Source organism: Streptomyces sp. NPDC012835 (genome assembly GCF_042900885.1).
Taxonomy (GTDB): domain Bacteria; phylum Actinomycetota; class Actinomycetes; order Streptomycetales; family Streptomycetaceae; genus Streptomyces.
This window is the reverse complement of the sequence record NZ_JBIBBW010000005.1, coordinates 185,306-210,537: the sequence shown is the minus strand read 5'-3', so window position 1 is coordinate 210,537 and position 25,232 is coordinate 185,306. Positions and strand designations below refer to the sequence as shown.

The window sequence follows — 25,232 nt, the reverse complement described above, 5'->3', positions numbered from 1 at the left end:
TGTATCGACTCGATACATCCCGACGATAGAACGGAGTGACGGTGGGGACAAGGGGGCTCAAGGTGAACGGCGTCACATCAGGAATTCTCATGAAGCAACTTGCCTGATTTAGGGTGAACTTCAGTCCTCGGAGGGGTTTGACCGTGCGTAGTGTGTGCGGCATGCAGACCACCGGGAACCGAATGACGCCCTTCGGCGTCGAGAAACTCGGCTCACCGCGTGCATCTCGGATGAGCCCGATGCCCGGTCGGTCCGTGTTCATTTCGGGGGACCGGAACTCAACTGCCGCTTCCAGGCGTAAGCGCCTGCCCGAGGAGTAGTCGTTCGATGAGCGAGCACCGTCGCAAGCCGCCGCAGCCACAGGGCGGCGGTCGAGCCGCGGCCAGGCGTGCGGCCCAGCAGTCATCAGGCCGCCGTGCCGGCCCGTCGCGGGAAACCACCGCCTCACCCTCCGGGTCCCCCGACGGGGAGGAGCGTGCCTTCAGCAGCCGCGCCGAGGCCAGACGCGCCGCGCAGCGCGGTGGCCGGCGCGGTGGCGGTGACGGCTCCGGCCGTGGTGAGCCGGGCAAGAAGCGGCTGATCGACTACCCGCGCCACAACAAGGACGGCTGGCAGCGGTGGATGCCCTCGTGGAAGCAGACCACCGGACTGGGCGTGGTGTTCGTCGGCTCCATACTCCTCGCGGGCACCGTGTCCTACGCCTTGGTCGAGGTACCCGACCAGAATGTGGCGTCGAAGGCCGAGAACAACGTCTACTACTGGGACGACGGCTCGCAGATGGCCGCGACCGGTGGCACGGCCAACCGCCAGAACATCGGGATCGGCCAGATCCCCGAGGCGATGCAGAACGCGGTCATCTCCGCGGAGAACAAGTCCTTCCGCAGCGACCCCGGCGTCGACTTCATGGGCATGGGCCGGGCGCTCTACAACATGGCCAAGGGCGGCAACACCCAGGGCGGCTCCACCATCACCCAGCAGTACGTGAAGAACGCGCGGCTGGGCGACCAGAGCCAGACCCTGGACCGCAAGTTCAAAGAGCTGTTCATCTCCATGAAGGTCGGCGCCGAGATGGACAAGCCCGAGATCATGGAGGGGTACCTGAACACCTCGTACTACGGTCGCGGCGCCTGGGGGATCCAGGCCGCCGCCCGTACGTACTACGGCAAGGACGCCGTGAAGCTGAACCCCAGCGAATGCGCCTTCCTCGCCACGCTCCTCAAGGGCGCCACCCTCTACGACCCGGCCGGCAACGTCGAGTACAACCCGGCCGCCACGCCCAAGGACAACACCGAGCGCGCCACGAAGCGCTGGGCATGGATCCTCGACGAGATGGTGAAGGACAAGCATCTCGACGCGGCCGAGCGGGCCAAGTACACCGAGTTCCCGATGCCGAAGTCGTTCAAGAAGAGCGATGACCTCGGCGGACAGATCGGCTACCTGGTCGACCTCGCCAAGGCGAACTTCGTCAACAACAACAAGAGCGGCGTCACCGTCGAGGACCTCTCCAAGGGCGGCTTCGAGATCCACACGACCTTCAACAAGAAGAAGGTCAACCAGCTGGAGAAGGCCGTAACCAAGGTCAAGAAGGCCAACATCGACCCGGAGAAGCGTCCGGACACCGACACACACGTCCAGTTCGGGGGCGCTTCCGTCGACCCGGCGGACGGCAAGATCGTCGCCATCTACGGCGGCGAGAGCGCCACCAAGCACTACACCAACAACGCCGACCGGACCGGTGCCCAGGTCGGCTCGACCTTCAAGCCGTTCGTACTGGCCGCGGCGATGCAGCACGGCAAGCGTGACCCCGCGCTCGGACCCGACCAGACGGACGAGCAGCGGACGCCGGTGTCGCCCGACAAGAGCCTCTACAACGGCGCCAACAAGCTGAAGATCAAGGAATACGACGGCTCGGTCTGGACCAACGAGAAGGGCAAGGAGTGGCTCCAGCGCAACGACGGTGACACGCCGTACGGCCCCATCAATCTGCGTGAGGCCATGCGTGAATCCGCCAACTCCCCCTTCGTCCAGCTGGGTATGGACGTCGGTATCCCCACGGTGAGGGAGACCGCCATCCGCGCGGGTCTGCTCGACGACGACACGCTCTCCAAGTCGAACGTCCCGTCGTTCTCGATCGGTATCTCCTCCCCCAGCGCCATCCGTATGGCAAGCTCCTACGCCACCTTCGCGGCCAGCGGCAAGCAGAACGACCCGTACTCCGTCACCAAGGTGCTCAAGCGCGGCAAGTCCATCTACGAGCACGAGGGCAAGGAGTCGTCGGCCTTCCCCGCGCAGGTCGCCGACAACGTCACCGACGTACTGAAGACGGTCGTGGAGAAGGGCACCGGCAAGAGCGCCAGGCTGGAGGGGCGCGAGGTCGCGGGCAAGACCGGTACGACGGACGGCAACAAGTCGGCCTGGTTCGTGGGGTACACCCCGCAGCTGTCGACCGCCATCGACATGTACCGCCTGGACGACGACGAGACCAACAAGAACCGTTCGTTCGAGGAGATGTTCGGCACCGGCGGACAGGCGAAGATCCACGGCGCCTCGTTCCCCGCCGAGATCTGGCAGGCCTACATGAGGGATGCGCTCGAGGGTGAGAAGGCCCTGAGCTTCCCCAAGCCCGAACCCATCGGCGAGGCGGTTTACGGCGGCGGTGCCCCCAGCCCGACCCCGACTCCCTCCGATACGCCGTCGAGCACGCCTTCGGACACGCCGTCCGACACGCCGTCCGACACTCCTTCGGACACGCCGTCCGACACTCCTTCGGACACGCCGTCCGAGACCTGCACGAAGCTGTTCGGCTGCGACGACACCGCCGGAACCGACCAGGGCAACGAGAACGGCGGAGAGACCGGAGACCCGACCCCCTCCGACACCGAGTCCGAGGAAGAGGGCAACACCGACAGCGGAGGCGGCGGAGGCGGCGGCGGCATCTTCGGAGGCACGAGAGGCTAGCGCCCCCCTTCCGGCCGGCGGACCCGCTCCCCGGCCGCGCGGAACCCGCACGAGGGCCGTCGCACCCGACACGTACAGACACCATGTACGTCCGGTGCGGCGGCCCTCGCCCCGTCCACAGAGGCGTACGGCAGGATGGGCGGCATGCCGAGCGCAGAAGAGAGAACCGTGCACCAGGACCGGCCCGACGTACCGCCCACGCAGCGGGACGAGGTGGCCGCCGCCGGCAGTGAACTGATCGGCGGTCCCGCCGGACACCGGGCGTGGTTCGGCGGCAGCAGGCTGGCCCCCGTACGGGTCGTCGCACTGGTGGCCATCGGGATGTTCGCCCTCGGCATGGTGCAGAAGATGCCCTGCTACAACTGGGCGTGGTTCCGGGGCGCCAGCTCGCAGTACACCCACGCCTGCTACTCGGACATCCCGCACCTCTTCCTCGGACGCGGCTTCGCGGACAACCTGGTCCCGTACTTCGACCGGCTCAGCGGCGACATGCAGTACCTGGAGTACCCGGTGCTGACGGGACTCTTCATGGAGGTCGCCTCCTGGCTCACCCCGGGCGGAGCGATCCAGTACCGCGAGCAGATGTACTGGATGGTCAACGCGGGCATGCTGATGATCTGCGCTGTGATCATCGCGGTCTGTGTCACCCGCACCCACCGGCGCCGCCCCTGGGACGGCCTGTTGGTGGCCCTCGCCCCCGCCTTCGCGCTCACCGCCACCATCAACTGGGACCTGCTGGCCGTGGCCCTCACCGCCGCCGCGATGCTGATGTGGTCCCGGGGGCGGGCCCTCGCCTTCGGTATTCTCATCGGCCTCGCGACCGCCGCGAAGCTCTACCCCGTACTCCTGCTGGGACCGCTGCTCGTCCTGTGCTGGCGGGCCGGGAAGTTCCGCGAGTTCGCCACGGCCGTCCTCGCGACCGCCGGCGCCTGGCTCGCGGTGAACCTGCCGGTCATGGTGCTCGCGCCCGAGGGATGGAAGAAGTTCTACACCTTCAGCCAGGAGCGACAGGTCGACTTCGGCTCCTTCTGGCTGATCATCACCCAGCGCTCGGGCAAGTCCATCGACGTCGAGAGCGTCAACACCTACGCGACGCTGCTGATGGTCCTGGCCTGCGCCGGTATCCTCGCGCTCACCCTCACGGCGCCCCGCCGCCCGCGCTTCGCGCAGCTGGCCTTCCTGGTCGTGGCCGCCTTCATCCTCACCAACAAGGTCTACTCACCGCAGTACGTACTGTGGCTGATCCCGCTGGCCGCCCTGGCCCGGCCACGCTGGCGCGACTTCCTCGTCTGGCAGGCGTGCGAGGTCATGTACTTCCTCGGCATCTGGATGTACCTCGCCTACACGACCAGCGGCGACGCCCACAAAGGACTGCCCACCGAGGGCTACCAGCTCGCCATCGCCCTGCACCTCGCGGGCACGCTCTACCTCTGCGCCCTGGTCGTACGGGACATCCTGATGCCCGAAAGGGACGGCGTACGCGCGGACGGCTCGGACGACCCGTCCGGCGGCGTCCTCGACGGTGCCGAGGACAGATTCGTACTGGGCCGGTCGGTCCGCCCGACCCAGCATGAGGCGCGGCTGGTCGAGGGGGCTCGCGTCGAATGGGGAGTACGGCCGCCGGGAGCCGCCTGAACGGGCCGGGCAGGGCCGGATACGGCTTGTACGAGCCCTACCCGGCCCGGTGGCCGTTCATCGGTGCTCCGGAACAGCCGAAGGCCCCTCGACCGTCCAGGCGGTCGAGGGGCCTTCGCGTTCGGCGGGGTGAGCCGGACCAGCGGGATCAGCGGTCGACGATCCGGTCGAACTGCGTCGTCGTGTGGCGCAGATGCGCCACCAGCTCGTCACCGACCCGGGGCTCCTGCGCGTCCGAAGGCACGAACAGGATCGACACCTGCATGTGCGGCGGCTCCGCGAACCAGCGCTGTTTGCCGTCCCACACGAACGGCGAGAGATTCCGGTTGACCGTCGCCAGACCCGCCCGGGCGACCCCCTTCGCACGGGGCATCACACCGTGCAGCGCCTTCGGAGCCTCCAGACCCACCCCGTGCGACGTGCCACCGGCCACGACCACCAGCCAGCCGTCCGAAGCCGCCTTCTGCTGCCGGTAGCCGAACCGGTCCCCCTTGGCGACCCGCGTGACGTCCAGCACCGAACCCCGGTACTCGGTCGCGTCGTGGTCACCGAGCCACAGCCGCGTGCCGATACGGGCGCGGAAGCGGGTCTGCGGGAACTGCTGCTGCAGCCGCGCCAGCTCCGACGCGCCCAGATGGCTGACGAACATGGTGTGCAGCGGAAGCCGCGCCGCCCGCAGCCGGTCCATCCAGGCGATGACCTCCTCGACCGCGTCCGAGCCGTCCGTGCGGTCGAGCGGAAGGTGCAGGGCGAAACCCTCCAGGCGCACGTCCTCTATGGCCGCGTGCAGCTGGCCCAGCTCCTCCTCCTTCACCCCGTGCCTCTTCATCGAGCTCATGCACTCGATGACCACCCGGGCACCGACCAGGGCGAACACCCCGTCGACGGACGAGACGGAACGCACGACGCGATCCGGCAGCGGCACCGGCTCCTCGCCCCGCCGGAAAGGAGTGAGGACGAGCAGATCGCCGCTGAACCAGTCCTTTATCCGGGCCGCCTCGTAAATGGTTCCCACGGCGAGTGTGTCGGACCCGAAGCGATTGGTCTCGTCGGCGAGCCGCTCATGGCTGAAGCCGTAGCCATTGCCCTTGCAGACCGGTACGAGCCCCGGAAACTGCTCGATGACCGACTTCTGGTGCGCCCGCCAGCGCGCGGTGTCGACGTAGAGGGAGAGCGCCATGCCGGTCCGGGACCTTTCTCTCGGCTGCGGTGAAGAAGAATGTGGATGTTCTGGAGGGCCTGGACGGCCGTGAGCATTGAATCCGCGGTCAGCGGCGCGACATATACATGTCCAATGCCTTGTGGAGCAGCTTGTTGAGCGGGAAGTCCCATTCGCCGATGTATTCGACGGCCTCCCCGCCGGTGCCCACCTTGAACTGGATCAGGCCGAAAAGGTGATCGGTCTCGTCGAGCGAATCGGAGATGCCGCGCAGGTCGTAGACCGTCGCACCCATGGCATAGGCGTCACGCAGCATCCGCCACTGCATCGCGTTCGACGGCCGTACCTCGCGCTTGTGATTAGCCGAGGCGCCGTACGAATACCAGACATGACCACCGACGATCAGCATCGTCGCCGCCGCCACGTTCTCACCCTCGTGACGGGCGAAGTAGAGGCGCATACGGTTGGGGTCCTCGGTGTTCAGGACGGACCACATGCGCTGGAAGTACGACAGCGGGCGCGGCCGGAAATGATCCCGCTCGGCCGTGATCTCGTACAGACGCTGCCATTCGCCCAGGTCCTCGTAACTGCCCTGGACAACGTCGACGCCGGCCTTCTCGGCCTTCTTGATATTGCGCCGCCACAGCTGATTGAAGCCCTTCAGGACATCGTCCAGCGAGCGGTTGGCCAGCGGAACCTGGAAGACGTAGCGGGGCTGGACGTCACCGAATCCGGCGCCGCCGTCCTCACCCTGCTGCCAGCCCATTTTGCGCAGCCGGTCGGACACCTCGAAGGCCCGCGGCTCGATGTGCGACGCCTCGACATCGCGCAGCCGCTTGACGTCCGGATCCTGAATACCCGACTTGATCGCCGTGGAATTCCAGCGCCGGATGACGACCGGCGGCCCCATCTTCACGGAAAAGGCGCCCTGGTGTTTGAGATGGGCCAGCATCGGCTGGAGCCACTCTTCGAGATTGGGGGCGTACCAGTTCAGCACCGGGCCTTCGGGCAGATAGGCCAGGTAACGCTTGATCTTCGGCAGCTGACGGTAGAGCACCAGTCCGGCACCGACGAGCTGATCGTTTTTGTCGAACCAGCCCAGGTTCTCGGAGCGCCACTCCGTCTTGACGTCAGCCCACGCCGGGACCTGGCAGTGACTCGCCGCGGGCAGGCTCTGGATGTAGGCCAGATGCTGCTCACGGCTGATGGTCCTCAGGGTCAGGCTCATGCGGGGCGCTCCTCGGCAGGTGTGTCCCCATGGATACAGGGGCTCCGGCTCTCGCGCCGAAGCCTACTGTGCGCCGATGGAGCGCCCCGTCTGGCTGTGGGGCCGAGCGCCCGGCGCGCGCCCCGGCGGCGGGACTTTCGCAGCCCCTAAGGGCTGTCCCGTCATGCCCGGCGGGCGCGCGACGACAGCTACGGCACCTCGCCGCGTTGCCGGAACATCCGCGTACATCCAGTCCGCGGATGCTCCTCCGCCGTGCGATGCACCGCATCTGACGCCGCGCGCTGATCCACCAGGCAGGACGGGACAGCCCTTAGCCGACGATCCCGCCGAACAGCCCGCCATGGGCCATACCGATGAAGAAGCCGACCGCCGAGGCGCCCAGACCGATGACCGTCAGGAACCTTTCGCGGGTCGTCACCGAGATGAACTGGCTGTACGCGCCGGTCAGGATGCCCACCAGCCCCGCCCAGGAGCTGAGGAGGTGCAGATCGTGGAAGAACGCCGAGACGAACGCGAGGACGCCCAGCGTCAGCGTCACCGCCACCAGGGTGTCCTGGAGCGGATGACGCTTCCCGTCGGTGGCGAAGAGAGAGGTTGCGGAGTTCGGTCGCATTGCCTGTGCCATGTGGCACCTCCTGAGCCCTGTGGCCCTGCCGGAGGCGGCGCCTCGTAGCGCCGCACACACCCGATGTGTACAGATTGCGGCCAAGGGCGACCGGATTTCAACCGGAAGCCGTTGTGCGGGTAGTCTGTACGGTCTGCACCGGTGTCTGCCCAGGCCAGAAAGCGATCCCTCGCACGTCGAGCCGGATTGTCAGTGGCCGCCGATACCGTTGCTACGCATCACGACCCTCCTGCCACGGAACGACCGTGGCCGCTGAGTCCAAAGGAGGTGGGTTCCACATGCGTCACTACGAGGTGATGGTCATCCTCGACCCCGATCTCGAGGAGCGAGCTGTCTCCCCGCTGATCGAGAACTTCCTCTCCGTCGTCCGTGAGGGCAACGGAAAGGTCGAGAAGGTCGACACCTGGGGCCGTCGTCGTCTCTCTTACGAGATCAAGAAGAAGCCCGAGGGCATCTACTCGGTCATCGACCTCCAGGCCGAGCCTGCGGTCGTCAAGGAGCTCGACCGACAGATGAACCTGAACGAGTCGGTCCTCCGGACCAAGGTCCTCCGCCCCGAGACCCACTGAGCTTCTAGCTCAGCGGTCATCGGGTTCGAGTAGCAGCAAGCAGCCAGAAGCAATCCCCGCCGAGAGGTTCACCCATGGCAGGCGAGACCGTGATCACGGTCGTCGGCAATCTCGTCGACGACCCCGAGCTGCGCTTCACCCCGTCCGGTGCGGCGGTCGCGAAGTTCCGTGTCGCGTCCACCCCCCGCATCTTCGACAGGCAGACCAATGAGTGGAAGGACGGCGAAGGCCTCTTCCTCACCTGCTCGGTCTGGCGTCAGGCGGCGGAGAACGTCGCGGAGTCGCTCCAGCGAGGCATGCGCGTCGTCGTGCAGGGCCGGCTGAAGCAGCGGTCCTACGAGGACCGTGAGGGCGTCAAGCGCACGGTCTACGAGCTGGATGTCGAGGAAGTCGGCCCCAGTCTCAAGAACGCCACGGCGAAGGTCACCAAGACCACCGGTCGTGGCGGCCAGGGCGGCTACGGCGGTGGCCAGCAGCAGGGCGGCGGCAACTGGGGCGGCGGCTCCGGTGGCGGCGGCCAGCAGGGTGGCGGCGGTGCTCCCGCCGACGACCCGTGGGCCACCGGCGCGCCGGCGGCCGGCGGCGGCCAGCCGTCGCAGGGTGGCGGCAATGGAGGCGGCTGGGGCGGAAGCTCCGGCGGCGGCTACTCGGACGAGCCTCCCTTCTAAAGGGCGGGCTCGCACCCCACTTCTTGATCACACAGGAGAAACACCATGGCGAAGCCGCCTGTGCGCAAGCCTAAGAAGAAGGTCTGCGCGTTCTGCAAGGACAAGACCCAGTACGTGGACTACAAGGACACGAACATGCTGCGGAAGTTCATTTCCGACCGTGGCAAGATCCGTGCCCGCCGCGTCACCGGCAACTGCACTCAGCACCAGCGTGACGTCGCCACGGCCGTCAAGAACAGCCGTGAGATGGCGCTGCTGCCCTACACGTCCACCGCGCGATAAGGGAAGGGTGACCGAATAATGAAGATCATCCTCACCCACGAGGTCTCTGGCCTCGGTGCTGCCGGCGACGTCGTGGACGTCAAGGACGGCTACGCTCGCAACTACCTGGTCCCGCGCGGTTTCGCGATCCGCTGGACCAAGGGCGGCGAGAAGGACGTGGCGCAGATCCGCCGCGCCCGCAAGATCCACGAGATCGCGACCATCGAGCAGGCCAACGAGATCAAGGCCCGCCTCGAGGGCGTCAAGGTGAGCCTGGCTGTTCGCTCCGGCGACGCCGGCCGCCTCTTCGGCTCCGTCACCCCGGCCGACCTCGCTTCGGCGATCAAGTCCGCCGGTGGTCCGGAGGTCGACAAGCGCCGTATCGAGCTGGGTTCGCCGATCAAGACCCTGGGCTCGCACCAGGTGTCGGTGCGCCTGCACCCCGAGGTCGCCGCGAAGCTCGGCATCGAGGTCGTCGCCGCGTAAGCGTCGTACTCGATCTCGGTAGAGCATGAGAGGGCCCGTACCCCCAGGGGTACGGGCCCTCTCGCTGTGCGGTCCCGGCAGCTGCCCGGAGCGTGTGGGGTGTGGGCGTGCCTGTTTCACGTGAAACAGGGCGAGATGGGCTGTTTCACGTGAAACAGGGCCCGATCAGCGCGTGGCACCGGTCACCAGCCACTGGCCCGAGCGGGTGCGTAGCCAGAGGGTGAGCATGCGGACCGCCATCATCAGGCCCATCGCCCACCAGAGTGCCGTCAGCCCGCCGCCCAACCGGGGGACGAGCAGCGCGACCGGAGCGAACACGGCCAAGGTCACCAGCATGGCTCGGGCGAGGTAGGGGCCGTCCCCCGCGCCCATCAGTACGCCGTCCAGTACGAAGACGACCCCCGCGATCGGCTGGGTGACGGCCACGACCAGCAAGGCGGGCAGCAGGGTGTCCTGTACCACCTGGTCGCCCGTGAACAGCGGGATGAACAGAGGGCGGGCCGCTACGATCAGCGCGCCGAGCAGTATCCCGGAAGCGATGCCCCACTGGACCATGCGGCGGCAGATCTCCCGAGCCCCCTGGGTGTCCCCGGCCCCGAGGTAGCGGCCGATGATCGCCTGCCCCGCGATGGCGATGGCATCGAGTGCGAACGCCATCAGGCTCCACAGCGACAGGATGATCTGGTGGGCGGCGATATTCGCGTCCCCCAGTCGGGCGGCGACCGCGGTGGCGATCATCAGAACCGCCCGGAGCGAGAGCGTACGGACGAGCAGCGGTACGCCGGCCTGGGCGCTCGCCCGTATCCCCGCCGCGTCCGGGCGAAGCGATGCGCCATGTCGACGCGCTCCTCGTACGACCACGACGAGATATACGGCAGCCATGGCCCACTGCGCGATCACCGTGCCCCAGGCGGAGCCGGCGATACCGAGTCCCGCGCCGTAGACCAGAGCGACATTGAGCACCGCGTTGGCACCGAACCCGCCGACGGCGACGTACAGCGGGGTGCGGGTGTCCTGGAGTCCTCGGAGCACCCCGGTGGCGGCGAGGACGATCAGCATGGCGGGGATGCCGAGGCTGGAGATGCGCAGATAGGTGATGGCGTACGGGGCGGCGGTGTCCGATGCTCCGAACAGTCCGATCAGCCAGGGAGCGGTGGGGAGGGTGACCGCGACGACTCCGGCGCCGAGCAGCATGGCCAGCCAGATGCCGTCCATTCCCTGGCGGATGGCGCCCTTCAGATCGCCCGCTCCGACCCGGCGGGCGACGGCCGCAGTGGTGGCATAGGCGAGGAAGACGAAGATGCTCACCGCGGTGGTCAGCAGAGCCGCGGCGATGCCCAGTCCGGCGAGTTGCGGGGTGCCGAGATGGCCGACAATCGCGCTGTCGACCATGACGAACAGTGGCTCGGCGACGAGCGCGCCGAAGGCGGGAACGGCGAGCGCGATGATCTCGCGGTCGTGCCGTCTCCGACCCGTCGTGGATGGCGCGGGAGCCTGTGTCATGCACTCAATCTAATCTTCCACAGGTAAGAGACGCAAGGCGCTACTGATCCTTACTTCACAGTGTTGTGGAGGTCGGGTGGAGGACCGTTTGTTCTGATCTTGGCCCAGCCGGGGAAGTTTTTCTCCCCCACAGCCGGTGGATGAAAAAATCCCAGGTCAGAGTAGTTGCGTTGAGGTCGATATGACTTTGTCCACAGTGCTGTCCCCCGGTCCGTGCACAGGTTCGGCCGAGTTCTCCACAGCATCTCGGGCTTCGTCCACATGGCCTGTGGATAACAAGATTGGCTGACGTCGCTCACGGGCCTACCGTGGACCGGCGTCCGACGCGCCGGAACCGGAGTCAGACCTCTCGTTTTGTCAGTGTCGTGCCGTAGAAAGAATGGCACGGCGAGGTCCGCTGAGCGGACGTGAGGAGGTGGCCGGTGAGCATTCCCGAGCCATTGGACGACCCCTGGACCGACGCCGGTCCCGGTGACCGTCTGCCTGTCTCCCGGCAGCGCCGTGGGGAGGGCCGGAGCCGCGGGGAGCAGCACGACCGGGGCAGCGACAGCGGCCCGTGGGACGGTGGCTCCGCCGGCTTCGAACGGGTGCCTCCGCAGGACCTCGACGCCGAACAGTCCGTCCTCGGCGGCATGCTGCTGTCCAAGGACGCGATCGCCGACGTCGTGGAGATCATCAAGGGCCACGACTTCTACCGTCCCGCGCACGAGACCGTTTTCCAGGCGATCCTCGACCTGTACGCCAAGGGGGAGCCGGCCGACCCGATCACGGTCGCCGCCGAGCTGACCAGGCGCGGCGAGATCACCCGCGTCGGCGGGGCCTCGTACCTCCACACCCTGGTCCAGTCGGTCCCCACCGCGGCCAACGCCTCGTACTACGCGGAGATCGTCCACGAGCGGGCGGTGCTCCGCCGGCTCGTGGAAGCCGGCACCAAGATCACACAGATGGGATACGCCGCCGACGGAGACGTCGACGAGATCGTCAACTCCGCCCAGGCCGAGATCTACGCCGTCACCGAGCAGCGGACCAGCGAGGACTATCTCCCGCTCGGCGACATCATGGAGGGCGCGCTCGACGAGATCGAGGCCATCGGCTCGCGCAACGGCGAGATGACCGGTGTGCCGACCGGGTTCACCGACTTCGACTCCCTCACCAACGGCCTCCACCCCGGTCAGATGATCGTGATCGCGGCCCGGCCCGCGATGGGAAAGTCGACCCTCGCTCTCGACTTCGCCCGTGCCGCGTCCATCAAGAACAATCTGCCCAGCGTGATCTTCTCCCTGGAAATGGGGCGCAACGAGATCGCGATGCGTCTCCTCTCCGCCGAGGCACGGGTGGCGCTGCACCACATGCGGTCCGGCACGATGACGGACGAGGACTGGACCAGGCTCGCCCGCCGTATGCCCGACGTCTCGCAGGCGCCGCTCTACATCGACGACTCCCCGAATCTCTCGATGATGGAGATCCGTGCGAAGTGCCGCCGCCTCAAGCAGCGGAACGACATCAAGCTCGTGGTCATCGACTACCTCCAGCTCATGCAGTCCGGCGGGTCGAAGCGCGCCGAGAACCGCCAGCAGGAGGTTTCTGACATGTCGCGAAACCTGAAGCTCCTCGCCAAGGAGCTGGAACTGCCCGTCATCGCCCTGTCCCAGCTGAACCGTGGCCCCGAGCAGCGCACGGACAAGAAGCCGATGGTCTCCGACCTCCGCGAATCGGGCTCCATCGAGCAGGACGCCGATATGGTGATCCTCCTCCACCGCGAGGACGCCTACGAAAAGGAATCGCCCCGCGCCGGCGAAGCCGACCTCATCGTGGCCAAGCACCGTAACGGCCCCACCGCGACGATCACGGTGGCCTTCCAGGGCCACTACTCCCGCTTCGTGGACATGGCGCAGACCTGAGCGGCAGCTGTACCGCAGCCTCGCGCAGCATCTGCGGCGGCATCGCCGTGTGATCGGGGACCCCCGTTGAGGCCCGGCGCGGCGCCGGTGGCGTCGGGGAGCGCGCTGTCCAGGCTCTCCACGTATGTGCCGTGGCTGTCGCGCACCATCCGATCATCGCCGTCACCGAGCAACACCAAAGCGGCCCCTCCGCCCCCGCCGGGGATGGAGGAGCCGCCTTCGTCCGTCACATCGACGGAGCGTCCGATGCGGGTGCGGCGTCCGGTTCCTCCGAGGTGCGCGCTGCCAAGGAGACCGTGGGCCTCGGTGGAGAGGGCCGGACGTGACCCGCCTCGTGACTCAGCTTCGGTAGAAGACCAGCATGGTGCCCGGGCTCTGGGGATCGCGTTCGCAGTGGACGATCGTGACGTGGTGGCCCGCTCCCTGGTCCATCTCCCGCTGGGTCTCCTGGGTGAAGCAGTCCGTCGCGGCGTCGCCCGGCGTTTCGACATAGGGGAGGTCGGCGGCCTGGGCGGCTCCGACAGCCAGGCCGGAGAAGGCCAGGATGCCGGTGGCGGCGACTGCTGCGCGCTGGAACTTGCGCATGTCTTCTCTCCTTTACGTGCGTACGTCCCTTGGTGTGTGTGCGCCGCTGCGGCGCACGGGTCCGCTGCTCGCGGAGCGCGGCTGGCGCGGCCCCCCGCGGTCGACGGGAGTGGTGTCCGGCCGCAGCGAAGCGCCGCGCTCCAAGAGCTTTTCGGGCACCTGCACCCCACCACACGTCCGAATGGTGCTTCAAGGGCTCAAGATCGTCGGTTACGGGATCATCACAAGTCGGCTGGAGCTCTTGCATTGTCCGACCCCTCCCACGGGCCCGGCCCCGACCCTCCTGACGAACTGACACGTTCCTGAGACGGCACCTCAGCGACACGACCTGAGACACTCGGAAGAACCGCAGTTCACGGGGCTGCCACCTGACAGCGAGCAGAGAACCTGCGAGCGAGGGGGCGAGCAGGCAGGTCGTCGCCGGGCTCGGCGTCAGCCGCCCACCCTGTGCCGAGAGCGACGTGCGTGCCGTGAAGGCGTCCTCGCTCCACTAGCCGGACGACGAGGCCGACCAGCGGCCCCTGTCGTAGCGCCGCTGGTCGGCCTGTTCACTCATGCGCCGAGGATCTCCACCGCAAGACGTTGCGGGGTGTACGGAGCCCAGCCAGGGTTTCCCGTGCCGGCGAACGCGACCCAGGCGCCGTGTACCCGGGGCGCGAGTCCTGCTGGGGCGGGGGCGGGGCCGAGTAGGCGGTTGTCGCCGTGGAGCCAGGGTTTGTCGGCGATGTCGAACACGAAGGGCAGTTCGACGGTGTGGGCAGCGCCGAGTCGCCCCTCCAGGGCCGTCGAGCCGTACCCGAACGAATAGACGTATGTGCGGCCGCCCGAGATGCGAGCGTGGGCCTGCGCCATGCGCACCGTACCGGCCTCGAACAGGGCCTGCCCGAGCACGGCGGAGCGCAGTTCGCCCGGTGTTTCGTCCGGCCGTGCCGCGCGGCGCGCGGCGAGGGCGGTCTCCGGATCCGCGTGCACCCGGCCGGCGAGGTCGAGTACGTCAGCTTCCGTGGTGGACTCCAGGGCGCCTTGCGGTACGAGGTAGAGGTGTCCCTCCTGGGTGTTGGTACCGATGAGCAGGTCGACATCGCGGGCCGGGCCGTCGGCGAGACCGTCGGCGGGCTGGACCGGCAGGACCAGGCTGAACGGACTGAGCCCGGCCAGCGGATCCATGGCGGTCCTGGTGCGGAGGTCGAGGCCCGCAAGCGCGGGCAGGATCGCCAGGAAGCGCTCGTCCGGGACCGGGGCGAACGCCTCGGCGGTCGGCTCGACGCCCAGGGCGGCGGCTGCCGCTGCGGTGACGCGGCGCGCTTGCTCCGGCGTGAACGCGCCGGTGCCACTGCCGCTCTGGACGATCGCTCGCCGGAACAGACCAGCCGCCTCCGGTGTCGCGAGCAACGCGCCGACGAGCGTGGCGCCCGCGGACTGGCCGAAGACCGTGACGTTCTCGGGGTCACCGCCGAACGTCGCAATCGTGTCCCGCACCCAGCCGAGCGCGGCGAGTACGTCCAGCAGCCCGCGGTTGGCCGGAGCACCTGCCAGATCGAGGAACCCGGGGATGCCGAGGCGGTAGTTCACCGTCACGAGGACGACGCCGTCGCGGGCGAACGCGCCGCCGTCGTAGAGCGCGGCGCGGTTCGAGCCGGTGACGAACCCGCCGCCGTGCACGAAGACCATGACGGGACGCCTGCCACCGTCGACGGCAGGCGTGTGGACATCGACGGTCAGGTACTCCTCCCCTGGCGCCCAGCCCGGCCCGAAGTAGGGCGCCATGTCGAGCCGGCCGAAGTCACGGGCAGGCTGGGGAGCCGTGGGCGAGGGCCGCGTGCCGTCGCGGACACCGGACCAGCCCGGATGCGGCGCGGGCGGGGCGAAACGGCCGGCGCCGGTCGGGGCCGCCGCGTAGGGGAGGGCGCGGAAGCGCTCGCCGGATCCGTCACGGAGGCCGCGCACGGCACCCGCCGGGGTTTCGACGACGACCGGGTCTGCCTGTCGGAACACGGGACAGGTTTCCTTTCTGGAGGAGGACGTCAGGAGATGCGGGAGAAGCCCGCCCACTCCTTGATCGCGAACTTCGAGCCGCTGCGCGCGACCTCCGCGGCGCCTTGGCCGCCGAAGTGCGCCGGGAAGACGAGCGCGTTGTTGTCGGCGGCGCGGCCGAGCAGCTTGTGCCGGGTGGCGCGGGACTCCGCCGGGTCCTCGCAGAAGCAGGAATTGGTCTCCGGCTCCGCGATCTGTAGCGCGGTGTGCACCAGGTCCCCGACGAACAGGGCCTGTTCGCCGCCGGATTCCAGGGTGAGCACGGACGAGCCAGGAGTGTGCCCCGGAGCGAGATCGAGACGCAGGTTCCTGTCGATCCGGTACGTCCCCTCCCACAGATGAGCGAGTCCTGCCTGGTGGACCGGCGTGACGCTGTCCTCGAAGACGTTCTGGTTCCCCCGGCCGAGCACGGTCCTGTTCCCGTTGGCCGGGTTCCAGAAGTCGAAGTCCCGCTGGGTCATCAGGTACGTGGCATTCGGGAAGGTCGGTACCCAGGTGCGTCCGTCGAGGCGGGTGTTCCAGCCGACGTGATCGATGTGCAGATGGGTGTTGACCACGATGTCGATGTCCTCGGGCCGCACTCCGGCGGCGGCGAGGTGGTCGAGGTAGTTCGTGTCCAGTCGGCTCCACACCGGCGCGTAGGGCCGGTCCTTGTGGTTGCCCACGCCGGTGTCGACGAGGATCGTGCGCCCCTCGCTGCGCAGCAGCCAGGACTGGATCGCCGTATGACACTCGTCCGTCGCCGGGTTCCAGAAGTCGGGTGCCAGCCAGTCGCGGTGCTCGTCCCACGAGCCGTGGGGGCTGTCCGGGAAGAAGTGGTCCGGGGGCATCTGGACCGAGCCGTAGAACTCTTTGATGCGGGTGACGGTGACATCGCCAAGGGCGATCTGCTCCGGGCTCTGTTCCATGTGGTCCGTCCTCGGGTCTGGGGTACGTGGCCGAATGAGACCGAGCTTGGACACGCGGACGAGCGCGAACCACTCCCGGTTTGTCCTACCCCTCGCAGGGTGTGGCTGGGACCGGGCCGCGCACCGAATACTGGCGTGATGAACGGACCCGGCCCACTCGGGGCCTTCCTCCGAGCCCGACGAGCGCGGCTGCGACCCGAGGATGTCGGCCTGCGTGAACTCGGGCCCCGCAGAAGGGTGGCCGGGCTCCGGCGTGAGGAGCTGGCCCAGTTGGCCGGCGTCGGGGTCTCGTACTACGCACGGCTGGAACAGGGCCTGTCCCGCGGGGCCTCGGCCGAGGTGCTCGACGCGATCGCCCGCGCTCTCCTGCTCGACGAGCACGAACGCGAGCACCTCGACCGGCTCGCCGGCGCGGCCCGCCACGCGCCGCGGGTGCGCCGCCCGCGGCCCGAGGAACTCGCCGACGAAACACGCGACCTCCTCCGCGCTGTCGACGGGGTCCCGGCGATCGTGCTCGGCCGCCGCACGGACGTGCTGGCCTGGAACACCCTGGGGCACGCCCTGCTCGCCGGCCATCTGGACTTCTTCGGCCCGGATGACCCGACGCGGCGTCCGAATATGAGCCGGCTGCTGTTCCTGGACCTGCACTGCCAGGAGCTGTACGCGGACTGGAAGCGCAAGGCGCGCGCGGTGGTCGGCAACCTCCGCGTCGCCGTCGGCCGGCACCCGGAGGACCCGCTGCTCGCGGAACTGATCGGCGAGCTGACGATGAAAAGCCCGGAGTTCGTCGCGCTGTGGGGTGACCATCGCGTGGCGCCGTGCGATGCGGCGTCCTACGAGCTGCGCCATCCCGTCGTCGGCACGGTGACGGTGACACAGCAGACACTGTCGATCGCCCGTTCACCGGAACAGGCGCTCATCGTGTGCACAACCTCCCTCGGTTCCTCTTCCGAGGAGGCCCTCGCCCTCCTCCGACAGGCGAGCGGCAGCCGGTCGCCGCACACGAACAGCGTCTCCGTTCCCGTTCCCGAGAAGCCACCCCGACGGCTGTAGGAAGCCCGGTGAAGCCGCCCGGCGTGAGCCGGCCCCCACGCTCCGCGGCCGGTTGCCCGCAGCACGCGTCGTTATGGAGTCGACTTGACGAGTCCCTCACCGGTAGATGTGAGGCATGACCTCATCTTGGGACGACCTTCTGCCCGGTACTCAGCGGGCGCTGACACACCGCATCGCGCGTGCGCAGGCCGAGGGGCGGGCCCCCTCGTTCGTCGGGGCGGTGGCGCGTGAGGGGAAGATGGCGTGGGCGGGGGCGCGGGGCGGGGTGGACGGGCGTTCTCCGGATTCCGGGACGCAGTACCGCATCGGTTCGATCACCAAGATCTTCACCGCTGTTCTGGTGTTCCGGCTGCGCGACGAAGGGCTGCTCGACCTCAACGACCCTCTGGAGAGGCACCTTCCGGGCACAGGCGTCGGCGAGGTCACGGCCGCTCAGCTTCTCGGCCACAGCGCGGGGCTGAGCGCCGAGTCTCCGGCACCCTGGTGGGAGCGGACACCCGGTGTGCTCCGTCCGGGGCTGGCGGATGTTCTCGGCGAACGGCCGATGTTGCACCCCGCGGGGCGGCGTCACCACTATTCCAATACGGGTTACACGTTGCTCGGCTCTTTGGTGGAGGCGGTTCGCGGAGCGTCCTGGGAGGAGACCTTGCGGCACGAGGTCCTGGGGCCGTTGGCCATGGACCGTACGGGCGCTCAGCCGGTCGCTCCGTACGCGCGCGGGTGGGCCGTGCATCCCTGGGCCGATGTCGTGCTCCCTGAGCCGGTGGAGGACCTGGGGCTGATGGCCCCGGCGGGTCAGCTCTGGTCCACCGCCGCTGATCTCTGCCGCCTCGCCATGTTTCTCATCGAAGGGGCTCCCAGCGTACTGAGCGCTGCCTCTGTGGAGGAGATGCGTACCCCGTCCGTGCCCGCCGGGGCCGGGGAATGGGACGGCACCTACGGACTCGGGGTGCAACTGGCCCATCGGGGCGGGCGGACACTGATCGGGCATACGGGGTCGCTGCCGGGCTTCGTCGCCTGTCTGTGGGCGAGTGTGGAGGACCGGGTGGCGGCGGTGGCGCTCGCCAATGTGACATCCGGGCCGCAGATCGGTGCCGTGGCCGCGGACCTCGTCGGCATTGTGGCCGATGCGGAACCTCGGATGCCCGGGCCATGGACGCCGATGTCCGAGGTGGACCAGGAACTGCTGGCCCTGACAGGGCTGTGGTACTGGGGCACGAGCGTCTTCGGGCTGAAGCTGGTGACCGATCGAGGACTGGAGCTGTATCCCCAGCGTGGTGGTGGTCGCGGTTCCCGCTTCGCCGCGCAGCCCGATGGAACCTGGACGGGGCTCGACGCCTACTACGCGGGGGAGACCCTGCGTGTGGTGCGACGGTCGGACGGGTCGGTGAGCCATCTCGACCTCGGCTCGTTCGTCTTCACCCGTGAGCCGTACGAGCCGGGTGACGCGATTCCTGGCGGCGTCGACGACGGCGGTTGGCGGGGTGCCGAGGAGTGAGCCGGCGTCGACGTTTCACGTGAAACATGGTCCGGTGTCAGACACTCATCTTGAAGCCGATGTGGGAGGCGGTGAATCCCAGCCGCTCGTAGAAGCGATGGGCATCGGTACGGGCACTGTCGGAAGTGAGCTGCACCAGTTGGCACCCCTGGCGCCGTGATTCATCGATCGCCCACTCGATGAATCGGGTGCCGAGCCCGCCGCCGCGCTCGTCGGCATGAACGCGGACAGCTTCGATGATGGAGCGCGTGGCGCCGCGCCGGGACAGCCCCGGGACGATCGTGAGTTGGAGTGTCCCGACCACCCGGTCGTCGCGTACGGCAACCATGAGGTGTTGGTTGGGGTCGTCGGACATGCGTTGGAATGCCGCGGTGTACGGGGTGAGGTCGTCCGGTGACTCGCGTTGGGCGCCGAGGGGGTCGTCCGCGAGCATGGCCACGATGGCGGGAAGGTCGTCACGGTCGGCTGGTCGTATCGTCAGATCGCTCATGAACCGCAGACTACGTCGAGCCGTGAGGGCAGCGTCCGTTCGGCTCGCGGGTTCGCCACCGGGCATGACTCTTCGGCGCGGGTTCGTCGGGCGGTCAGCCCGTTGCCAGGCTCAGTTGCGCGAAACGTCGCTTCCAGTCACCTGGCAGGTCCGGAAGTCCGTGGACCATGGTGGTGGTCAGGGCGCCGGAGACGAGGCCGTGCTCCCTGCCCCAGTCGAGCAGTCCCTGGTGGCGCGAGTCGAGGTGCAGGCGTATCGGCCTGTCCGGCCGTGCCAGTGAGGCGACCAGCGCCTTCGCGACCTCCGTGTCCTGCGCGACCAGCGGGCCGATGACATCCGCCTCGGGGGTGGGCCAGGCCGCGGCGTATCCGGTAAGGATGGCCCCCTCTTCCGAGACTCTGAGCCGGTCCGCGAAGGCGGGGAGTCGCGTCAGCAGCGGGGTGCGGTCGACTCCGGATGCCTCGGTGTCCAGCCGGATGATGGCCGGGAGGTCTTCGGCGGTCGCCGGGCGGGTGGTGACGCTCGCGACGGATACGGGCGGGCAGAGGTGCCCACTCAGCTTCTCCACCGTGCCGACGCCGATGAAACCGAGCTGCTGATAGAGGGGCTGGCCGTATGGTGTCGCCCAGAGCGCCAGAGGCGCCGGAGCCGCCTCGCGCAGTACGTGGCTCATCAGCCGACGTCCGAGGCCCTTCCTGGCGTGCCGCTGCGCGACGAGCATCAGGCCGATAGCGGTCAGTTGGGAACCGTAGGGAGTGGTGACGACCGCGGCCGCCAGCCGCTTGCCCTCGGGATCTTCGGGATCGGTGATGCCGTAGCCCGTGCCCGCGGTCAGGAGAAGGCTCCATTTGTGTTCCTCGCGCGCCCAGCCGCGGTCTTCGGCCAAGTCCGCGCAGGACATGAGGTCGCCCATGGTCAGGGCTCGAATGGGCAGTGCGGAGAGCGATGTCGGCATGGAGGCCAGGCTGTCGGAACGGGAGATCGTTCGTCCACCGCTTTACGGGAAGTGGACAGGACGGGCTCCCGGTGGGTCACGGAGTTGATATCCGGTCACGTCGCCGCCTGACGAGCGGGATGTTTCACGTGAAACACGGCGCCTGCTGCCCGGTCGTTGGACGTGGGGCGACGGCGGCAGGCGCAGGTACTAACCTCGGTGCACATGGCGAGCGCGCGCAAGCTTCATCTCTTCGACCTCGATGGAACGCTCATCCGAGGGTCGGCTGCCGCTGTGGAAATTTCCCGTCAGTTGGGGCTGAGTACGGAAATCGCCCAGTTGGAGCGCGAGTTTCTGACGCGAGGACTCGCGCCGGACGAATTCGCGGTCAGAGTGCGGGAACTGTGGGCGGAACTCACCGCGGCACACGTGGCGGTGGCCTTCGAGGAGGCTCCCTGGCTGGCCGGCATCCGGGAGGTGTGGGCGGAGATTCGGGAACGCGGTGATTACTGTGCCGTTATCTCCCTCTCGCCCGATTTCTTTGTTTCGCGGCTGCTGGGCTGGGGCGTACACGCCGCTCACGGCTCGCGCTGGCCGGTGCTGCCCTTTGCCGAACCCATCGATCGGGCGGGCATTCTCAACCCGGCCGCCAAGGTGAAGATCGCGAACCAGCTGTGTGCGGAGTTCGGGGTGAGCATGGACGACTGTGTTGCCTATGGTGATTCGATGTCGGACGCGGAGATTTTCACGGTGGTGCCCAGGTCGGTAGCGGTGAATGCGGATCACCATCTGGCGGGACTCGCCACATACACGTACTCGGGGGGCGATCTGCGTGAGGCGTACGAGCTGGCATGCCTCGGGCAGTAATACCCTGGCCCCACAGAGCTGTGCAAACGCGGTCGGAGCCCGGCGGATGAACACGGGAGCAATGCAGCCTAACGGTAAATCCGGTACGCATGGCCGGACTTCGCGCTTTTTGTCCCTCGCGACAGTCCGGCCTGACATGCTGCGACGGCAGGCGCTGCGGGCAATGCCGTATTGCGGCGGCCCGTGTCCGCACATGGGCTACGGCGGGGGTTGACATGAGCTGACGGCAGTCCTAGTCAGAGCGGGGGAAACACCAGCGTATTCCGGTCCAGCGGGAGCGCGCAGACCGACTGAAAGATGTTCGAGGCGAGGCACACACCATGGACGCTCCGACTACCACGTCGGCCGACAGCGGTACTTCCGGAGACGGTGGTACCTCGGGAGCCGGCTGGTTCGCTCCCCGCAAGGCCCCCGGCAGCGGTGGCCGACCGGATGCCGGGACGGCAGGCGGTGCTGAGGCGGCGGGACGGGAACGAATACCCGTCCCGAGCCGCTCACTTGCCTCCATACGCCCGGTGGGTTCCGGCGGCACCCGTTCCGCGCCGCCCCCGCGTGACGGCGCCGAGGGGCACGAGGGCCGGACGGACGGCGCCCCCTCGCCCGCGCCGACCACCGACGTCCCGGATGCCTTCCAGCCGCGGCCCAAGGGGCGCCAGAACGGGGACGGACCCGCTTCCCATCCCCAGATCCCCGAAGAGGCCGCCGTAGCGGCGGACGGTGGCGCCGAACAGGCACAGACACCGGCCCCGCAGGCCGGCGACCCCACTCCCGCGGCGCTGCCGGAGCAGGAGCCCGACGCCGTACGCCCCCACCCTGTACAGCCGGAGCCCACACCGCCCCCCGCAGCCATGCCCGAGCGGGGCGCGGATGCGCCGGAGAGCGGCAGCGGCTCGGGATCCCTGCCGCCCGAGGTACCGGTGCCGGCAGCGCTGCCCCCCGAAGTGCGGGCCGCGGAGGAATCGGCAGCACAGGAACCGGCCGCGCAGGAGCCGGGCGGGCAGCAGTCCGCCGCGGCGGTCGACCCGTACGCCTCGCCCGACGCCGTGCTCGTGCGCCGTACGCTCGCCGAGATCGCCCCGGTCTCCGACCAGGTGACGTCCTACTTCTACTCGTTGCTGTTCGTCCGCCACCCGGACCTGCGGGCCCTGTTCCCCGTGGCCATGGACGCCCAGCGCGACCGGCTGCTCAAGGCGCTGCTCACGGCCGCCGAGCACATGGACTCGCCGGCTGTTCTGACGGGCTATCTCCGCCAACTGGGCCGAGGACACCGCAAGTACGGCACCCGGTCGACGCACTATCCGGCCGTCGGCGAGGCGCTGATGGGCGCGCTGTCCCGCTACGCCGCCAGCACCTGGGACGACGAGACCGAGGACGCCTGGGTCAGGACGTACACCACGATCTCGCAGATCATGATCGACGCGGCCGCCGAGAACGAGCAGCACGCGCCGGCCTGGTGGCAGGCCGAGGTGGTCTCGCACGAGCGTCGCACCGCGGACATCGCTGTCGTCACGGTCCGGCCCGACCAGCCCTATCCGTTCCGTGCCGGTCAGTACACCAGCATGGAGACGCCGTGGTGGCCCCGGGTGTGGCGGCACTACTCCTTCGCCTCGGCGCCCCGGCCCGACGGTCTGTTGTCCTTCCACATCAAGGCGGTGCCGGCCGGCTGGGTCTCCAACGCCCTGGTCCACCGGGCCGCACCCGGTGATGTCCTGCGGCTGGGAGCCCCTGTCGGTTCCATGACCGTCGATCACAGCACCGACAACGGTCTGCTCTGCCTGGGCGGAGGCACCGGAATCGCACCGATCAAGGCGCTCATCGAGGATGTCGCCGAGCATGGGCACCGGCGCAGGGTCGAGGTCTTCTACGGTGCGCGCAGCGGTCAGGATCTGTACGACATCGAGACGATGCTGCGTCTCCAGAGCGAGCACCCGTGGCTGGCCGTGCGCCCCGTGGTGGCCGAAGGCCCGAGCCAGGGCCTCACGGGGCGGCTCCCGGAGGCCGTGCGCGATTACGGCCCCTGGCACGAGTACGACGGTTACCTGTCCGGTCCTCCCGGGCTGATCCGCAGCGGCCTCGACGCGCTCAGGGGGGCCGGGATCCCGTCGGAGCGAATCCGGCACGACTCCCTGGAGGAACTGCTGGCGGCAGCGAACTGAGCCCCGCCGCACCGAGCCCGGCGGCGAGCAGGTGACGGGGACCGCCCGGGTGCCTCCGCTGCGCCGGCCGCGCCGCGGGTCCGGGCGGTTCGGTGCGGGCGTCAGCCCAGGTCGGGGGCGTGCATCGCGCGCACGCCCTCGATATTGCCGTCCAGGTAGTGCCGCAGCGACAGCGGTACGAGGTGGACCGCGGCGATGCCGACCCGGCTGAACGGAACTCTGACGATCTCGTACCGCCCGCTCGGTTCGTCGATCTCGGGGCCGTGCCGCAGGGAGGTGTCCATGGACTCCAGCCGGCAGACGAAGAAGTGCTGGACCTTCACGCCGGTCACCCCGCCACCGGCGATGTGTTCGACGGTGTCCACGAAGCAGGGCACCACGTCGACGATCTTGGCGCCGAGTTCCTCGTCCACTTCGCGGTGGAGCGCGTCGACGACGGTGGCATCGCTCTTCTCGACCCCGCCGCCGGGGGTGATCCAGTAAGGATCGACGCCCGGTTTGGTGCGTTTGATGAGGATCAGGTCAGCGCCGTCCAGCAGGATGGCGCGTGCGGTGCGCTTGACCACGGGCCGTTCGGTCATGGGAAAAGGTTCGCCCGCGGCACCGTGTCTGAAACTCCTCCGGCCCCGCTGTCACCAGTCGACGGCCGCGCGCAGCAGCCACTCGTGCGCCCGTGCGATCGGTGGCAGGGCGAGGGTGCCGGTGCGTACGACCAGGAAATAGGTGCGCAGCGGGGGCACCGGCGGGTCGAGCAGCGCGACCACCTCCCCGCGTTCCAGGGCTCCCTCGCAGAGGTAGCGGGGCAGTACGGCGAGACCGGCACCGGCTGCCGCGCATTCGAGGACGGCGCGCAGGTCGGGGACGATGACCGTGCCGGCGGCGGCCGGGCGGGAGTCGAAGACGGAGACCCAGTACCGGGAGACGAGGGGCAGGGATTCGTGCACCTCCACCACCGGTAGTTGCTCCAGGACCACCTGTCCCTCGCGCAGCACGGTGTGGCCCAGCCGGGCCGCCCAGCGGGGCGCCGCGATCAGAACGTGTTCCTCGTCGCAGAGCGGAGTCGCGGTGAGCAGTCCGCCTCGGGGGCGGGCGGTGGCAATGGCCAGATCATGATGCCCGGCGGCCAGCCCTTCGAGGGTTTCCTCGGCGTTGCCGAAGAACGACGTGCGCAGGGCGAGGCCCTGGGTGGTGAGGGGGGTGAGGGCGGGGAGTACGCGCAGGGAGGTGAATTCCGGTGGTCCGGCCAGGTGGAGGGTCCGTACGCCGGATTCCTCTTCGAGCCCGGTCTCGGCGATCTCGACCAGCGCGTCGAGATGAGGCGCGGCGCGGTGGGCGAGTTCGTCGCCGATCGTGGTGGGGGTCACGCCCCGGGCCTGGCGCAGGAAGAGCGGGCGGCCCAGCTGCCTTTCCAGGGTGCGGATCTGACCGGTCACGGCGGGCTGGGAGAGGCCGAGCAGCGCGGCGGCCCGGGTGAAGGATCCCGCGCGGTGCACGGTGACGAAGGTGCGCAGCAGTGCCAGGTCCAAGTTCCGTTCTCCCGTCTCGAACCTCGCACTCGCAGCCACTTCGGACCGTCAACTATAAATAAGTCGATAGCTCCCTGTCGCTACTGTGATTGGACACTGACGCAGAGTCAACTAGCCTTGGGCACGTGGTTCTCCGCGCGTGGAACCCGGGACGGTCCGAGCCACGAGGGGGGAGGCTCGGACCGTCC

22 protein-coding genes are annotated in these 25,232 nt (G+C 68.6%); 11 read left to right on the top strand and 11 right to left on the bottom strand.

From position 1 onward, the window contains the following. Positions 1-327: 327 nt before the first annotated feature. Positions 328-2,958 (top strand): transglycosylase domain-containing protein, encoded by a 2,631-nt coding sequence (locus ACFY6S_RS22335; protein WP_388824217.1) that lies wholly within the window; start codon positions 328-330, stop codon positions 2,956-2,958. A 144-nt stretch (positions 2,959-3,102) separates the two neighbouring features. Next, positions 3,103-4,593, top strand: coding sequence for a glycosyltransferase family 87 protein (locus tag ACFY6S_RS22330; RefSeq protein WP_388824215.1), 1,491 nt, complete (start codon positions 3,103-3,105; stop codon positions 4,591-4,593). 148 nt (positions 4,594-4,741) lie between these two features. Here ACFY6S_RS22330 and ACFY6S_RS22325 read toward each other — a convergent pair whose 3' ends face one another. From ACFY6S_RS22325 to ACFY6S_RS22315, 3 genes are all read right to left on the bottom strand, one after another. Continuing rightward, the gene (locus ACFY6S_RS22325) at positions 4,742-5,773 is read right to left on the bottom strand and encodes an alanine racemase (protein WP_329066213.1); all 1,032 of its coding nucleotides are present in this window, start codon (positions 5,771-5,773) and stop codon (positions 4,742-4,744) included. 88 nt (positions 5,774-5,861) lie between these two features. After that, positions 5,862-6,980: a lipid II:glycine glycyltransferase FemX gene (locus tag ACFY6S_RS22320; protein ID WP_388824213.1), complete on the bottom strand. Its 1,119-nt coding sequence runs from the start codon at positions 6,978-6,980 to the stop codon at positions 5,862-5,864. Positions 6,981-7,290: 310 nt separating this feature from the next. Continuing rightward, a complete protein-coding gene (locus ACFY6S_RS22315; protein ID WP_388824211.1) occupies positions 7,291-7,605 on the bottom strand; it encodes a hypothetical protein in 315 nt (104 codons plus the stop codon). 278 nt (positions 7,606-7,883) lie between these two features. Between ACFY6S_RS22315 and rpsF the strand changes: the two genes are divergently transcribed. From rpsF to rplI, 4 genes are all read left to right on the top strand, one after another. Continuing rightward, a complete protein-coding gene (gene rpsF, locus ACFY6S_RS22310) occupies positions 7,884-8,174 on the top strand; it encodes a 30S ribosomal protein S6 (protein ID WP_006604399.1) in 291 nt (96 codons plus the stop codon). A 74-nt stretch (positions 8,175-8,248) separates the two neighbouring features. After that, complete coding sequence (locus ACFY6S_RS22305) at positions 8,249-8,842, top strand: single-stranded DNA-binding protein (protein ID WP_388824209.1); 594 nt, start codon at positions 8,249-8,251, stop codon at positions 8,840-8,842. Between the two features lie 45 nt (positions 8,843-8,887). Continuing rightward, positions 8,888-9,124 (top strand): 30S ribosomal protein S18, encoded by a 237-nt coding sequence (gene rpsR, locus ACFY6S_RS22300; RefSeq protein WP_003967857.1) that lies wholly within the window; start codon positions 8,888-8,890, stop codon positions 9,122-9,124. 18 nt (positions 9,125-9,142) lie between these two features. Beyond that, on the top strand, positions 9,143-9,589 hold the full coding sequence (rplI, locus tag ACFY6S_RS22295) for a 50S ribosomal protein L9 (protein WP_384913386.1): 447 nt from the start codon (positions 9,143-9,145) through the stop codon (positions 9,587-9,589). Between the two features lie 165 nt (positions 9,590-9,754). Here the strand turns inward: rplI and ACFY6S_RS22290 are convergent, their stop codons facing one another. Beyond that, positions 9,755-11,092, bottom strand: a complete 1,338-nt coding sequence (locus ACFY6S_RS22290; protein WP_388824207.1) for an MATE family efflux transporter — start codon at positions 11,090-11,092, stop codon at positions 9,755-9,757. Positions 11,093-11,532: 440 nt separating this feature from the next. Between ACFY6S_RS22290 and dnaB the strand changes: the two genes are divergently transcribed. Beyond that, positions 11,533-12,993: a replicative DNA helicase gene (dnaB, locus tag ACFY6S_RS22285; RefSeq protein ID WP_388824853.1), complete on the top strand. Its 1,461-nt coding sequence runs from the start codon at positions 11,533-11,535 to the stop codon at positions 12,991-12,993. Positions 12,994-13,332: 339 nt separating this feature from the next. Here dnaB and ACFY6S_RS22280 read toward each other — a convergent pair whose 3' ends face one another. The 3 genes from ACFY6S_RS22280 to ACFY6S_RS22270 form a co-directional block, all read right to left on the bottom strand. Next, on the bottom strand, positions 13,333-13,578 hold the full coding sequence (locus tag ACFY6S_RS22280) for a hypothetical protein (RefSeq protein ID WP_388824205.1): 246 nt from the start codon (positions 13,576-13,578) through the stop codon (positions 13,333-13,335). 552 nt (positions 13,579-14,130) lie between these two features. Then, positions 14,131-15,573 (bottom strand): carboxylesterase/lipase family protein, encoded by a 1,443-nt coding sequence (locus tag ACFY6S_RS22275; protein WP_388824203.1) that lies wholly within the window; start codon positions 15,571-15,573, stop codon positions 14,131-14,133. Between the two features lie 29 nt (positions 15,574-15,602). Further along, complete coding sequence (locus ACFY6S_RS22270; RefSeq protein ID WP_388824201.1) at positions 15,603-16,520, bottom strand: MBL fold metallo-hydrolase; 918 nt, start codon at positions 16,518-16,520, stop codon at positions 15,603-15,605. Positions 16,521-16,658: 138 nt separating this feature from the next. Between ACFY6S_RS22270 and ACFY6S_RS22265 the strand changes: the two genes are divergently transcribed. Further along, positions 16,659-17,573, top strand: a complete 915-nt coding sequence (locus ACFY6S_RS22265; RefSeq protein WP_388824199.1) for a helix-turn-helix transcriptional regulator — start codon at positions 16,659-16,661, stop codon at positions 17,571-17,573. 115 nt (positions 17,574-17,688) lie between these two features. Beyond that, the gene (locus tag ACFY6S_RS22260) at positions 17,689-19,071 is read left to right on the top strand and encodes a serine hydrolase domain-containing protein (protein ID WP_388824197.1); all 1,383 of its coding nucleotides are present in this window, start codon (positions 17,689-17,691) and stop codon (positions 19,069-19,071) included. A 37-nt stretch (positions 19,072-19,108) separates the two neighbouring features. On the opposite strand, the gene ACFY6S_RS22255 is transcribed toward ACFY6S_RS22260, so the two are convergent. Next, positions 19,109-19,561 carry a GNAT family N-acetyltransferase gene (locus ACFY6S_RS22255; protein WP_388824195.1) on the bottom strand — a complete coding sequence of 151 codons (453 nt, stop codon included), beginning with the start codon at positions 19,559-19,561 and terminating at the stop codon, positions 19,109-19,111. 94 nt (positions 19,562-19,655) lie between these two features. Further along, complete coding sequence (locus tag ACFY6S_RS22250; protein WP_388824193.1) at positions 19,656-20,516, bottom strand: GNAT family N-acetyltransferase; 861 nt, start codon at positions 20,514-20,516, stop codon at positions 19,656-19,658. 204 nt (positions 20,517-20,720) lie between these two features. On the opposite strand from ACFY6S_RS22250, the gene ACFY6S_RS22245 reads away from it, so the two are divergent. Further along, a complete protein-coding gene (locus ACFY6S_RS22245; RefSeq protein ID WP_388824191.1) occupies positions 20,721-21,362 on the top strand; it encodes an HAD family hydrolase in 642 nt (213 codons plus the stop codon). 320 nt (positions 21,363-21,682) lie between these two features. Then, complete coding sequence (locus tag ACFY6S_RS22240) at positions 21,683-23,518, top strand: globin domain-containing protein (protein WP_388824189.1); 1,836 nt, start codon at positions 21,683-21,685, stop codon at positions 23,516-23,518. Between the two features lie 101 nt (positions 23,519-23,619). On the opposite strand, the gene ACFY6S_RS22235 is transcribed toward ACFY6S_RS22240, so the two are convergent. Together ACFY6S_RS22235 and ACFY6S_RS22230 are read right to left on the bottom strand one after the other, a co-directional pair. Continuing rightward, positions 23,620-24,099 carry an NUDIX domain-containing protein gene (locus tag ACFY6S_RS22235; RefSeq protein WP_388824187.1) on the bottom strand — a complete coding sequence of 160 codons (480 nt, stop codon included), beginning with the start codon at positions 24,097-24,099 and terminating at the stop codon, positions 23,620-23,622. Between the two features lie 51 nt (positions 24,100-24,150). Next, the gene (locus ACFY6S_RS22230; protein WP_388824185.1) at positions 24,151-25,044 is read right to left on the bottom strand and encodes a LysR family transcriptional regulator; all 894 of its coding nucleotides are present in this window, start codon (positions 25,042-25,044) and stop codon (positions 24,151-24,153) included. Between the last annotated feature and the right edge of the window lie 188 nt (positions 25,045-25,232).